This window comes from Heyndrickxia coagulans DSM 1 = ATCC 7050, assembly GCF_000290615.1.
GTDB lineage: Bacteria > Bacillota > Bacilli > Bacillales > Bacillaceae_C > Weizmannia > Weizmannia coagulans.
Genome location: NZ_ALAS01000115.1, coordinates 1 through 13,514 on the forward strand (window position 1 = coordinate 1; position 13,514 = coordinate 13,514).

13 protein-coding genes are annotated in these 13,514 nt (G+C 49.7%); all 13 read left to right on the forward strand.

Going from position 1 to position 13,514, the window contains the following annotated elements; translation table 11 throughout:
• Nucleotides 1-200: 200 nt before the first annotated feature.
• Complete coding sequence (locus IC21_RS05685; protein WP_029142811.1) at nt 201-1,565, forward strand: phage holin family protein; 1,365 nt, start codon at nt 201-203, stop codon at nt 1,563-1,565.
• Nucleotides 1,566-1,591: 26 nt separating this feature from the next.
• Complete coding sequence (locus tag IC21_RS05690; RefSeq protein ID WP_029142812.1) at nt 1,592-2,320, forward strand: PRC-barrel domain-containing protein; 729 nt, start codon at nt 1,592-1,594, stop codon at nt 2,318-2,320.
• 16 nt (nt 2,321-2,336) lie between these two features.
• A complete protein-coding gene (locus tag IC21_RS05695; RefSeq protein WP_029142813.1) occupies nt 2,337-3,752 on the forward strand; it encodes a VanW family protein in 1,416 nt (471 codons plus the stop codon).
• A gap of 45 nt (nt 3,753-3,797) precedes the next feature.
• The gene (locus tag IC21_RS05700) at nt 3,798-5,459 is read left to right on the forward strand and encodes a GspE/PulE family protein (RefSeq protein ID WP_029142814.1); all 1,662 of its coding nucleotides are present in this window, start codon (nt 3,798-3,800) and stop codon (nt 5,457-5,459) included.
• 9 nt (nt 5,460-5,468) lie between these two features.
• Entirely contained in the window at nt 5,469-6,521 is a 1,053-nt protein-coding gene (locus IC21_RS05705; protein WP_029142815.1) for a type IV pilus twitching motility protein PilT, read from the forward strand.
• Nucleotides 6,508-7,713: a type II secretion system F family protein gene (locus IC21_RS05710; protein WP_029142816.1), complete on the forward strand. Its 1,206-nt coding sequence runs from the start codon at nt 6,508-6,510 to the stop codon at nt 7,711-7,713. The genes IC21_RS05705 and IC21_RS05710 overlap by 14 nt, the downstream gene beginning before the upstream one ends.
• Nucleotides 7,714-7,794: 81 nt before the next feature.
• Nucleotides 7,795-8,274 (forward strand): prepilin-type N-terminal cleavage/methylation domain-containing protein, encoded by a 480-nt coding sequence (locus tag IC21_RS05715; protein ID WP_029142817.1) that lies wholly within the window; start codon nt 7,795-7,797, stop codon nt 8,272-8,274.
• A gap of 95 nt (nt 8,275-8,369) precedes the next feature.
• Nucleotides 8,370-9,368 carry a type IV pilus biogenesis protein PilM gene (pilM, locus tag IC21_RS05720; RefSeq protein WP_029142818.1) on the forward strand — a complete coding sequence of 333 codons (999 nt, stop codon included), beginning with the start codon at nt 8,370-8,372 and terminating at the stop codon, nt 9,366-9,368.
• Complete coding sequence (locus IC21_RS05725) at nt 9,369-9,995, forward strand: PilN domain-containing protein (RefSeq protein WP_029142819.1); 627 nt, start codon at nt 9,369-9,371, stop codon at nt 9,993-9,995.
• On the forward strand, nt 9,992-10,696 hold the full coding sequence (locus IC21_RS05730) for a type 4a pilus biogenesis protein PilO (RefSeq protein WP_029142820.1): 705 nt from the start codon (nt 9,992-9,994) through the stop codon (nt 10,694-10,696). The genes IC21_RS05725 and IC21_RS05730 overlap by 4 nt, the downstream gene beginning before the upstream one ends.
• A gap of 107 nt (nt 10,697-10,803) precedes the next feature.
• Nucleotides 10,804-11,565: a prepilin peptidase gene (locus tag IC21_RS05735; RefSeq protein WP_013859814.1), complete on the forward strand. Its 762-nt coding sequence runs from the start codon at nt 10,804-10,806 to the stop codon at nt 11,563-11,565.
• 109 nt (nt 11,566-11,674) lie between these two features.
• Nucleotides 11,675-12,667 (forward strand): hypothetical protein, encoded by a 993-nt coding sequence (locus IC21_RS05740; protein WP_234969617.1) that lies wholly within the window; start codon nt 11,675-11,677, stop codon nt 12,665-12,667.
• Nucleotides 12,668-12,859: 192 nt separating this feature from the next.
• Nucleotides 12,860-13,514 (forward strand): RadC family protein (gene radC / locus IC21_RS05745; RefSeq protein WP_080588410.1); only part of this gene is annotated, 655 nt, incomplete at its 3' end.

A 13,514-nucleotide genomic window follows, 5' to 3' on the forward strand; every position in this document is an offset into this window, starting at 1 on the left:
TGAAGCACGGTAGCCGAAAGTGTACAAAAAGAGTGTCTTGGAATACCCGATATTTAAACCTTGTCGAGAAAAACTTGACACATACAAGATGCAGTACAATCTTCCCATCCACCGTGATTTATAATAAAATAGTCTTAGTTGATTTTCGATAATTGGTTTTTCTGGAAATATTGTACTCTGACAGAAACAGAGGTGGGATGATGGATCTTCTCACTGCGGCGTTTGCCGTGATTGGATTTTTATGCGTAATTGCCGTTTTTGTCTTTTTTTCTTTCGGATTTTCCAAAAAAGGCGTGGTTGTGCTGGCCGGCACCGCTTTTTTGCTGGCGCTTTTCGGCATTTTGGCGGGCAATGTGGTTCCGCTATGGGAGAGCTGTTTGATTGTTTTTTTGCTCGTGCTTTGTGTGGCTTATCTGTTCGAAAAAAAGCTGGCATTTTTGTTCGCTGGAAAGGATAACGATGCAGACGAATTTCCAGCATGGGATGAGCAAGAAGAGCTGGCGGTGATGCGGGAAAACCGGCCGGCAGCACTGGACTGGCCTGCCGCAAATGACGCGGTTCTCCCGGCTGAAAAAAGTGCTCCGGCTCCTGAAACGAAAGAGATTTTGCCGGGGAAAAACGGCCCGGGACCCGAAACAGAAAGTACCCTGCCAGAAGAAAAGGATGAACCGGAATGGGAAGAACTGGAGGATGCGGCCGGAAACGAAACGGGAACCGCTCTACCGGAAAACGAACAGGCGGCAGAACGCTCCGGGGAAGAAGAAATTGCGTTTCTTGAAAACCGCATGGAAATGCTTGAAGAAACAAATGAAGAACATGCGGTTGATCAATTGCCTGAAATGTATGGAGTTGAAGAATGGGTTGCGGAAGCGGAGAGCCCGGACACCAACCCTCTAGACGTGGCAACCGCAAAAGAGGCGGATGACCAGAATTCCGAAGCTGTTGTAGGAACCGGGCCGGGAACGCCATCCGGTTCTGAAAATGTTCCATATGTTGAACAAGAAGAGATCCCGCTCCTTTCTTTTGAAAAGGAAGCGGAAGCACCTGCTGCACTTTCCGGGAAAGGCATGCCTGCCGTGGACGAGCTGGAAGAAATCGATAGGATGCCTAACCAGGAAACCAGAAAGACGGAAAAATTCGGGAATCTTTCGGAGGCAGGCCACGGCCTCCAAGAAGAAAAAGGCGCAGGTATGGACAACACAACTGCAAAAAAAGAGGAGACGGCCGGAAACACTGCTGTTGAGGAAGCGCCGGCAGCAGCAGCCGTGCCAAACGGGACAACGCCTATTCAAAAGCAATTGCTTGGGGTGCTGCTTGAACAACTGAACCTTTACCGCCTTACGCAGCCAGCTGATGCGTACGAACAGCTTGTGAAAGCCCATTTGCACCCGCAGCTTGCGCCGGAAGATTATTTCACTTTTGCAAGCCTTCTGATCGACCATTACATAGCTGAACAACAATTTGGCAAGCTGCGTTCTCTGCTTAGGGGCTTGGCGGAAACATATGCGGAATACCCGGTCATCCGCGAAGAAATTGATTTTTTAAGGACAAAATACGGTCTATAATCCATGAGGAAACAGGTGTGAGGTAGATGAAAAAAAGCACGCAAATTTTGGGGCAGCCGATCATCAGCATTTCTGAAGGCGCTGAAATCGGGAAAGTAAAGTCTTTCGTCATTAACCCGGACAAAGGATCCGTCGATTTTTTTACGATCGAGCACGAAGACTGGCAAGTAAGCGTAAAAGCGATTCCATTCAAAAAAGTGGTCGGCATCGGCGAGTATGCGGTCACCGTGGAAAGCGACAGGGCTGTTATTGATTTAAATGAAATTCCGATCGCAGACCAGCTCGTCAACAAAAAAATCCGCATTGTCGGCGCGAAAGTAATGACCCGGAAAGGAGAACTGGTTGGCGAAGTAAAAGAATTTTACGCGGATGAAAATACAGGCAAAATTTTAGGCATTGTTTTGCAAACAGGCGAGTCGGAAACGATCCTTTCTGCTGACTTTGTCATGACGTACGGAAAAGATATTGTCGTTGTGGAAGAGGAAGCACCCGGCCATTTTCTTGACGATCCTGAAGAACTGCTGAAAAAAGAAGAGAAAGAGGATCTTGAACAACCGGGCGAAGCGGGAATGGAGGCGCTCCGGGCTAAACAGGTGGAACTTTTAAAAGGAAAGAAAGTGTCAAAAGACATTTACGCGGGAAACGGGGAACGGGTTATCACGGCCGGAACGGTTTTGTCTGAAGAAGACATTAAGCGGGCGCAGGAGGCCGGGCCGGGTGTTCTTGTTGAATTGTCCATGCATGTTGATGAATGAAAGGCGGCGCTGAAGTGTGGGAAACAAGCGGTTTTTAAAAGTGTTTACAATCTTATTGATCAGCACAGCTTTTATATTCAGTTTCTCACATTTTGGGGCTTTGGCCATTGAGAACGGATTCGGCCATAAAGAAAAATATGCGCAGGGCACTGCAGCCGGGGGAATAGAGCTGTCCGGGCTGACTGAAGAGCAGGCACGGCAAAAATTATCGGCTGCCGTGCAGAAATGGAAGGCATCCAATTCGGCAGAAATTGTCTATTTGTCAAAAACGGGGAAGCTTCCGGCTGGGCTGCTGCATTTTTCCGTAACAGAAAGCATGCTCCGGGTAAAAAACGGGCAGGCCTCGTCACTTGTTGTTACGCTTGACAATAACGGGCTTCGGAACCTGGTCTCAAAGTCTTTTCCAGACGTCAGCCCGGATGACGTGGATATTTCCCGGCTGGACAAGGCCATATGCCATGCCGCTGCCAGGCTTGAGACCACCAATCTTTCCTTTGATTTGTCCGGTTATGCCCTGGACGGGAGCGAAAAAGAAACGACAGTATCAAAAGGTTCCGTATCAAATGTTTCGATTGCGGAAGCAACGGAGCTCGAAAATTGGGCAAAACAGTTTCCGGAAGTCAACATTCCTGCGCACGGGATGTTTTCCTTATTAAAAACAGCGGAAAAAACAGGCGCTTCTTTTTCAAATGAAGCACTCAGCATAGTCGCAACCGCAGTATACGGGGCGGTGCTGCCGACCAATTTTGAAATCATTGAACGCAATACGGGGAACGAACTGCCGTATTATGCAGCGCTTGGAAAAGAAGCGAAAGTGGTGAAAGGAAAGCTGGATTTCTCTTTTGTCAACCCGAACCCAACCGCTTATCAGCTGAAATTTACGGTTCATAACGGTGTTTTTTCCGTTTCTGTGGCAGGCCGGCCTTTTCTCGAAAACTATAAAATGGTGCTGAAAGATAAAAAAACGATTCATCCCGAAACAACCGTGCAATTTCAAGCCGCTTTAAAAACGGATCAATCTGTTGTCGTGCAAGCTGGAAAAGCAGGTTATTATGCCAGGGTGTTCCGCAATATTTACAGCCGGAATCACGGCCTGCTGAAATCCGTGCTGTTGGCGGAAGATTTTTATCCGCCGGTGGCACAAATGGTTGCAAAAGGCAATCCGGCGCAAACGGAAAACACGGATGGCTCATCGGAAACAGATAACGGTTCCGGTAATGAAACGGACACGCCAACAAGCGGCGGCAATTCAGAAAGCAGCGGAAAAAGTGCCGGCGCGGAGGCTGCGAAAAGCAGCGGAAAAAATGCCGATGCGGAAGCTTCAAAAAAGAACGGAAAAAGCAGCAGCACAAAAGCTGGAACTTCAAATGACAGCAAAGACAGCACCGGTACGCATGACGGCAAGGATAACGGGGCGGACAGCAAAAGCTGACATAAGAAAGGCCCGGGACATGACAGATAAAGCGGGGGAATTCGGATGAAACAAGTGCGAAAAAGGCTTGGCGATTTATTGGTGGATGCAGGGTTGATTACAGAAGAACAGCTGGAACAGGTGCTGAAGGAAAAAGCGGCGGGCCAAAAACTGGGCGATGCGCTTCTTCAGCGCGGGCTAATTACCGAGCAGCAGCTCATTGAAGCGCTCGAATTCCAGCTCGGCATCCCGCACATCAGCCTTTTCCGCTATCCTTTTGACCAGAGCATCATGAACCTTGTGCCGAAAGAAATGGCGAAACGAAATCTTCTTATTCCGCTCAAAAAAGACGGGGATAAACTGTTTGTCGCAATGGCGGACCCGATGGATTTTAATGCGATCGATGACTTGCGGCTATCGACCGGCTTCCGCATTGAACCGGCGATTGCCTCGAAAGACGATATTTTGCGGGCGATCCATAAGTATTACGACCTCGATGACAATATGGAAGAATTGCTGGACGGCATTGCTGAAAAGGAAGAGGCGGCTGAAACCGGTCCGGGGGAAGAAGATTCGCCTGTCGTCCAGCTCGTTAACCAGATTTTGCAAAATGCCGTCCAAATGCGGGCGAGCGATATCCATCTGGACCCGCAGGAAACAAAGTTTATCGTCCGTTACCGTGTTGACGGGATTTTGCGGACGGAACGGGTGCTGCCGAAATCGATGCAAAGCGTGCTTGTGGCGCGCATTAAAATTATAGCAAATCTTGATATTACCGAACACCGCATCCCGCAGGACGGACGCATTAAAATTGACGTCGATTTCCATCCGGTTGATATCCGGGTATCAACGCTACCGACCGTATTCGGGGAAAAAATTGTGCTCCGGATTTTGGATCTGTCAACAGCCATCCATGATATCCACCAGCTCGATTTTAACAAGCTAAATCTCAAGCGTTTTACGCAGCTGATCCACCGCCCGAACGGCATCATTTTAATAACCGGGCCGACCGGTTCCGGGAAGTCATCGACTTTATATGCGGCCCTAAACCATCTCAATGATGAACAGGTGAATATCATTACGGTAGAAGACCCGGTAGAGTACCAGATTGAAGGCGTCAACCAAATTCAGGTCAACCCGGGGGTCGGCATGACGTTTAGCAAAGGGCTGCGGGCGATTTTGCGGCAGGACCCGAATATTATCATGGTCGGGGAAATCCGGGACAAGGAAACGGCTGAAATTGCCATCCGCGCTTCCCTCACCGGCCATCTCGTCTTAAGTACGCTGCATACCAATGATGCGCTCGGCACGATTACGAGATTAATAGACATGGGCGTTGAGCCGTTTCTCGTTGCCACCTCACTCAGCGGTGTCGTATCGCAGCGGCTCGTGCGCAAAGTATGCCGCGACTGTGCAGAAGAACAGGCGCCGACAAAACGGGAAATAGAAATTTTTAAAAAACGCGGCATCAAAATTGAGAAAATCATCCGCGGCCGCGGATGCGGAAACTGCAACATGACCGGCTATAAAGGGCGGATGGCAGTCCAGGAACTGCTGGTGATCAATGAAAACATCCGGCGCGGGATTATGAACGGGGAACCTTTGTCCAAATTAAGGGAGTATGCAATCCAAAATAAAACGATTTTTCTGCTCGATGACGGATTACTAAAGGTAAAGCAGGGGATGACAACGACCGAAGAAGTGTTGCGCATCGCCCTGCCGGAGTAGGTGAAAAGAATGAAGGAAAAAATCGAGTACTTGCTTCGCTCGGCTTTCGAACTGAAAGCATCGGATCTTCACTTGTCCGTTGGCGTGCCGCCGGTTCTGCGTTTGAACGGCCGGCTGAAACGTTACGGGAAAGAAGTAATGACGCCGCAATTGACGGAAGGAATGGCAAAAGCGATCATTTCCGATACCATGTGGCCGGTTTTTCAGGAACGCGGGGAGCTTGATTTTTCTTACGGCATCCCGGGCGTATCCCGTTTCCGGATCAATGTGTACCGGCAGCGCAACTGCGTGTCCCTGGCGATCCGTGTCGTCCCGACTGCGATCCCGACAGTTGAAGAACTGCATCTGCCGCCTGTGTTGTATGCGTTCACGGAAAAACCGCATGGCTTAGTGCTGGTGACAGGGCCGACCGGAAGCGGGAAATCGACGACGCTTGCCGCCATGATCGACCATATGAACAAAACGCTGCACAAACATATCATTACGCTTGAAGACCCGATTGAGTATTTACATAAACACCAAAAATGCATCATTGACCAGCGCGAAGTCGGGTTTGACACGCAAAACTTTGCGAACGGCCTGCGCGCGGCACTCAGGCAGGACCCGGACGTGATTTTAGTCGGGGAAATGCGCGATCTCGAAACGATCCATACAGCGATTACGGCAGCGGAAACCGGGCACCTTGTCCTTGGCACGCTGCACACATCGGGCGCGCCGTCGACAATTGACCGGATCATTGACGTTTTTCCGCCGTCCCAGCAGGCGCAAATCCGCATCCAGCTGGCAAATGTTTTAGTTGGGATTATTTCGCAGCGCCTCTTTCCGACAGCCGACAACAAAGGGCGGAGGGCTGCCACGGAAGTGCTCGTCAACAACGCGGCCATTGCCAATCTGATCCGCAATGAAAAAGTTCACCAGATCGTGAATGTCCTGCAGACGAGCCGCGCATTCGGGATGCACACGCTTGAAACCGATGTGAAGGAATTGCTTGCAGTGGGCGCGATTTCCAAAGAAGCGGCAGAACCTTATTTACAGGAGATTGTCCACAATGCCACGATTTAAGTACGAGGGAAGGACAAAAGCCGGGAAGAAAAACGGCGTCGTTACGGCCGAATCGAAACGGGAGGCGCTGGTCAAGCTGCGCGGGCAGGGCGTCCGCGTGCTCCAAATCAACGAGCTGCCGGAAACGTTAATGACGATGGAAATCAGCCTCGGCGGCAGGGTGAAACTGCAGGATTTTGTCATTTTCCTCCGTCAGTTTTCAACACTGCTGAAAGCCGGCGTAACCGTCGTCGATTCCACAAACATACTCGCCAGCCAGACGAGCAGCAAAACATTAAAGAAAACGCTTTTGGCCGTCGAGGAAGATTTGCGCAGCGGGATTCCGCTTTCCCAGGCGGCCGCAAAACATAAAAAAGTGTTCTCCCCGATGTTCATTAACATGGTTTACGCCGGTGAAGCGGGCGGCAACCTTGACGGCACATTGGAAAGGCTCGCAACCTACTACGAAAAGCAGCACCGCACAAGGAAAAAGGTAAGGTCGGCGCTGACGTATCCGGCTTTTGTCGGGGTGATGGCGATTGTTGTTGTCATTTTTATGCTCGTGAAAATCGTCCCGACCTTTGTTTCAATGCTCAAAAACTATAACGCCAGCCTGCCCGCGGTCACACGCCTTGTCTTGTCAGCAAGCGGGTTTATGCAGCATTATTGGTGGCTTGTCGTGCTGATTTTGATCGGGGTGTACGTGCTGCTGGTCGTTTTGCGCAAAAACAAAACAAGCAAATTTTATTTGGATTATGCGGTGCTCAAATTCCCGATTTTCGGCAAGCTCGTCCAAAAATCGATCATTGCCCGGATGACGCGGACATTGAGCTCGCTGTTTTCCAGTTCCGTGCCGATTTTACAGGCATTGTCGATTGTGGAGGCAATCGTCGAAAACGAAGTGATGACAAAAGTGCTCCGCCAGGCCCGCGATGCGCTGGAAAAAGGGCAGTCGATGACAGAACCGATGCGGCGCCACTGGGTCTTTCCGCCGCTTGTCACGCAGATGATTGCGATCGGCGAGGAAACCGGTGCGCTGGACGCCATGCTTGGCAAAGTCGCTGACTTTTACGAAGCCGAAGTCGAAGCCGCCACCGACCAGATCAAGGCGTTGATTGAGCCGTTTATGATCGTTGTCCTCGCAGCCGTTGTCGGCACGATCATTGCCGCCATCATGATCCCGATGTTCGAAATTTATAATAATGTTCAATAAATTGGCCAAAAAAGGTAGGATTATGCAACACAACCATGTATAATATAGGTAAAAAGATCTAGGATATTAGGAGGAGAAACGATGTTAAACAAGAAAAGGAAGTTATTGAAAAATCAAAAGGGCTTTACGTTGATTGAACTGTTGGCGGTTATTGTGATCCTGGCCATTATTGCCGCGATTGCGATCCCGGCGATTGGGAATGTTATCAAGAATTCGAGATTTAATGCGATTAAGTCAGACGCTATACAAGTGATTAGTGCAGCAAAGCTCTATGTTTCTGACAATGGTGTAAAGTCTCCGCTTAGCTATAACGACTTGAAATCTTATATTGATGATCAAGATTCAAAATTGGTTACTCCAGATAAAGACAAAGACAACCCTCAATTTTCAGTTTCTGTTTCAACAAATAACAGTGATGGTAAGACTGTATATAAATTTACAGGTTATGGTGAAGACGGTGATGTTAAAATTAGATTTAATGACGCTGATTTGAAAACCATTAATGCAGCAAAGAGAAGTGCAACTAAGTCTGAAAATGATGTTTATATTATTGGGAATTGAAACAATATTAATTATTTTCATTTCACTCAAGGCCTGCCCTCTGTGCCAGGCCTTGGTTACTGGTTTTTAAGATTTCTAGTTAAGGAGCCATCATGATGCCACGCTCATTTTTTCCTTCATCAAAAAAAACCGGAAATTTCATTATTAAAGACCATGTCATCCGTTTTCTCGAATTGAGGCAGGCCGATCCGCCTGTTGTTTCAAAAATGGGCGAGCGGTATTTGCCGGAAGGGGTAGTCCGCGGCGGGAAAATCATCGATGCCGAGACGCTTGCGATGATCGCTGAAGAATGTCTTGGTGATTGGGGGCTGAAAGGAAAACACCCAGTTCGTTTTGCTGTGCCCGACAATTTTGTCGTCGTGCGCCAAATTGCTGTTCCGGATGAGATTGCCATGGATGAAATGGAAGGTTATATTACCCTTGAGCTCGGTTCCACCATTCATTTGCCGTTTGACGATCCTGTATTTGACTTTGCGCTCCTTGGTGCATCGAATCAAGAAAAGCAGGTGTTGTTATTTGCTGCGCCCCGGGATGTCGTCGAAGATTATGCCGATTTTTTTAACGGCATCCGCCTGAGCCCGGTTGCTGCCGATATTTCCCCGTTATGCGCCTATCGGTCTTTTTATCATTTGAATACGTTGAATGCGATGGACCACCTGCTCCTACTCCAGTTTGATTTGTCCACGGTCACTGCAACCATTTTCCATCGGCATTTCCCGCTGCTTACCAGGGAGATTGAAGTCGATATTCCGCTTTCCAAATGGGAGACGGAGACCAGTGCTTTTGGCGAAAAAAAGTACCGCTGGCCGGAGGGCGACCCGCTGCTCCGCTACCAGACGGAAAATATCGATAAAGAGCTAGACAGAATCATGAATTATTACCAGTTTTCGATCCGGAAAGGGCAGGATGCAGTCAATCAAATTTTGCTGAACGGCGATTATCCGTATTTGCCTGGGGTTGCGGAGAATCTTGCGGAGCAGTTTGGCCTTCCGGTCACGATGATTGTAACGGAAAAAGTATCTTCCGTAACCGGGCAGCCGTTTCCCGCCCGCTTTGCGCCTGTTTTGGGCCTTGCACTGAAAGAGGTGAAATAGATGCTCGTTGAGATTAACCTGCTGCCGAAAAAAGAACCGAAAAATATCGCATTGCTCTTTTGGGCCGGGATACTGGCCGGTGCATCCGCCATCTTTCTCATCGTCTTCTTTATTGCGCTCCATCAGACAAAACAGGACCTTGCTGCTGTCAATCAGCAAATCAAACAGACGGAAGCGCTCCAGGCCGCTGAACAGGCAGCACAAAAAAGCAATGCGGACATACAGGATTTCAAAAAGCTTTCGTCCGCCGTTAAATGGGCAAGCGATACGCCGGTCAAGACGGTGCCGGTATTGGACAAGCTTACCAAACTTTTGCCGCAATACGGCTATATCACGGACTTTTCCTGCGGCAGCACAGGCGCGAATGTGACCGTCCAGTTTGATTCTTCTGATGAAGCGGTTTACTTTTTAAAACGGCTGAATGACAGCCAGTACTTCAGCGGCGCTGTCCTGGACAGCATCAAAATGAATACGGAAACGGCCGGTGCTTCGTCAAGCGGCACAGCCGGCGCGGACAATGTGGCAACCGGGGAAGCGGAAGGCGTCACGGTTTATGAAGCGACATATACGATCCAGCTCAATCAAGCCGCGCTCAATGCCGCCGGCAAAAGGGAGGAACAGCAATGAACCTCCGTTTAAACCGGAAGCAGCTTTTTATCATGCTTGCCCTCTTTGCCGTTTGCCTTGCCGGTGCAGCCGGTTTGTACTGGTTTGTGCTGGCGCCGGCCAAGTCCGGGCTGGCCGGGCAAAAAGCCGCGTTGAAATCGGAACAGCAGGTGCTATCCAGCCTGCAGTCAAAAAAACAGCAAAGCCCGGAACTGCAGCTTGGCAATGTCGTCAGCCTGATGCGGAAAATCCCGGCAAAACCGCTTGCGGAACAAGTGCTGCTTCAGTTCAGGATGGCAGAGGCCCTTTCCGGCAGCCGGATTACGGAAACAGACGCCCAGCAGGACTCCGCCGGTACGTCCGGGAGCGAGGAGGCTACACAAAGCACAACGAGCGGCACCTCATCCGGCACACAGCAAAAAACAGACGGACTGCCTGCCGGTGTCAAAAAACTGTCGTATACTTTAAAAGTGGAGTCAGACAGCTACAAGAGCATGAAAACATTTTTACAGACGATTGAAAACTTGCCGCGCATTACGGTGATCGAAAGCCTCAATTTCAGTCCGGGGGAAGGAGCGCCTGGATCGAGTGGATTGCAGTACACCGTCACGGTTTCCACTTTTTATTACCCGGCGTTAAGCCGGTATTCGGACTATTTGCCGGAAATCGACGTGCCGGCAGCAGGACATAAAAGTGACCCGGTCGCAATAAAGGGGCAATAAGTTTTCGGCATGTTCATCCTTGCCATTACATATGCTTAATATCGCCCGTTGCTTGCCGGTAGCGAACCAAGAAAATACCATATGCTGAAAGATCAGAGGGATCAAACATGCATGGATTATGGACAGCTTATTTTGCGGCACTGGGGATGGTTTTCGGCTCGTTTTATAATGTCATCGGGCTGCGTGTGCCGAATCATGAATCGATTATCCGTCCCGGGTCGCATTGCCCGAAGTGCGGGCACTCGTTAAGCTGGAATGAAAATATACCGGTATTGTCTTTTCTTATTTTACGGGGCAGATGCAGAAGCTGCCGCGCGCCGATCTCCCCGATTTATCCGGTGTTTGAGGCGCTGACCGGGGGCTTGTTTGCCTGTTCCTTTTACCGGTTCGGCTGGAGCCTTGAATTTTTGCTTGCCATTTTGTTCATTTCGCTGCTTGTCATCATTACCGTTTCCGATTTGGCGTATATGCTTATTCCTGATAAAGTGCTGTTTCCTTTTGCAGCCGCCATTGCCGCCGTCCGGCTTTTTCACCCGGCATCGCCGTGGTGGTCCGCCTGGCTCGGGGCGGTTTTCGGCTTTTGCCTCCTCTATCTCATTGCCTTTTTCACAAAAGGCGCGATGGGCGGCGGGGACATTAAATTGTTTTTTGTGATCGGGCTTGTGCTCGGCATAGAGAAAACTTTTCTGGCCTTTTTTCTGGCCTGCCTCTTTGGCGCGCTTTACGGCGTCGGTTTGATGGCTGCCGGCAAATTTAAAAAACGAAAACCGGTGCCGTTTGGGCCGTTTATCGCCATCGGTGCGCTTACCGCCTATTTTTTCGGAAACAGCCTTATCGGGATGTATTTGCGTTTCTCCGGGCTCGGATAAAATTTGCATAAAATGCCGGAAATCGGCGAATGGTTTTTGGACAAGGCGACAAAAGTCTTGTTCTTTTTTTTGCCGGTTATGGTAGCATGAAGCAAATCGGGCAGGAGAGGTGAAAGCATTGGACAAGGCGAAAAAAAAGGCGAAAATTACAGTCAAAGTGGGCGGAAAAAAGGAGCAGCCGGAAGACAGCGTAAAAGTCCATGACTGGAAAGCGGCCGAGGAAACGGCTGCCGCACAGGAAGACAGCGCAAAAGAAGAGGAATCATTTGAATGGGTGCTGCCCGAACTCGATGCGGATCAGATTGAAGAATTCCGGCCGATCCATTATACACCCGCGCCCAAAAAGAAAAGCATCTTCCCGAAAAAAACGGCGGCGAATAGGGCCGCGCCGGCGATTTTGTTTTCTGTCGTGTCCGCAGTGGTGTTTGGGGCGCTGCTCGGGTTTGTTGTATTAAAATTTATTGCGTACGGAGATCATCAAACAAAACTCCCGAATCGGCAGGCTGAAGGCGCTGCAACGGGCGCAGCACAGCAAGAGGCCAGGCTTCCGGCGCTAAGCATCGGCATCATCCAGGCAGGGGTGTTCAGCACGGAAGGCGCCGCCTCTAAAGTGTCGCGCGAACTCGCCTCAAAAAAGGTCCCGTCGATGCAGCTTTCGATGGACGGGCAGCGCTATATTTTTGCAGGTGTGGCCGACAGCCCTGGCACGGCCAAAAAAATGGAAAGTGCCTGGAAAGACAAAGGCGTCGAACTGTATGCAAAAGAAATCAGTTTTTCCAGCAAAAAGGTCCAAACGACGACAAAGGATGAGCAAATTTTTGCCCGGGAAACGGTTCCGCTTTTTCAAAAACTGGCAAAAGAAACGGCCGCCGCTGTCCAGAACGGAGAGGTTTCACCGGACGGCATGAAGACAGTCGGAACAGCAGCCGGCAACGTCAAAAAGCTGGCAAAAGTCAGGCAGGAAACGCTCGGCCGGCTGAAAAAATACGAAACGGCCGCGTATGAATCGCTCGCGGCTTATCAAAAAAGCGGCAACCGGCAGGATTTAACGGATGCCGAACAAAACCTGCTGGACTACGTAAAGGTCTACAGCGGGCATTGAAACCAAATGCGGGCTTCCGGCTGAAAAGCTGCGGTGCCACGAATGCCCGCATGGCACTATTTTTTTGTCTGAAAAGGTTGAATTTGCAGTTGTTACACGGCCCGTTTTTTGGTACGATACAATTGTATCTCCCATACAAAAGCCCATTGGTTTGATTCCCCCGCCTCCTGCTTTAGAAAAGGAGGAATTCATTTGGAAAAAATGCTGATCAAAGATTTTCCTGCAGAAGACCGCCCGCGTGAACGGCTGATCCGCACAGGAGCGGAGAGCCTCTCCAATCAGGAACTGCTTGCCATTTTACTCCGTACCGGCACGAAAGATGAATCGGTGCTCGAGCTTGCCAACAGGCTGATCCGCCATTTTGAAGGCTTGCGGTTTTTAAAAGATGCTTCCCTTGAGGAAATGACAGCCATCAAAGGCATCGGCACAGCAAAAGCGGTTCAGATTCTGGCCGCCATTGAACTCGGCAGAAGGATCGCCAATTTGCAGCACGATACGCGTTATGTGATCCGCACGCCGCAGGACGGGGCCAATTATGTCATGAATGATATGCGCTTTTTGTCCCAGGAGCATTTTGTCTGCCTGTATTTAAATATTAAAAACCAGGTGATCCACCGGCAGACGATTTTCATCGGAAGCTTAAATGCCTCGATCGTCCATCCCCGCGAAGTGTTCAAAGAAGCGCTCAGGCGTTCAGCTGCTTCCATTATTTGTTTCCATAACCATCCATCCGGGGACCCTTCTCCTTCCAAAGAAGATAGTATGTGTAAAATTTTACTCGAAGGGCAGATGAGTGGAAAAAAATGGGAAGACGCTCTATCATTTAAATGTACGCTTGTGGGCGAAT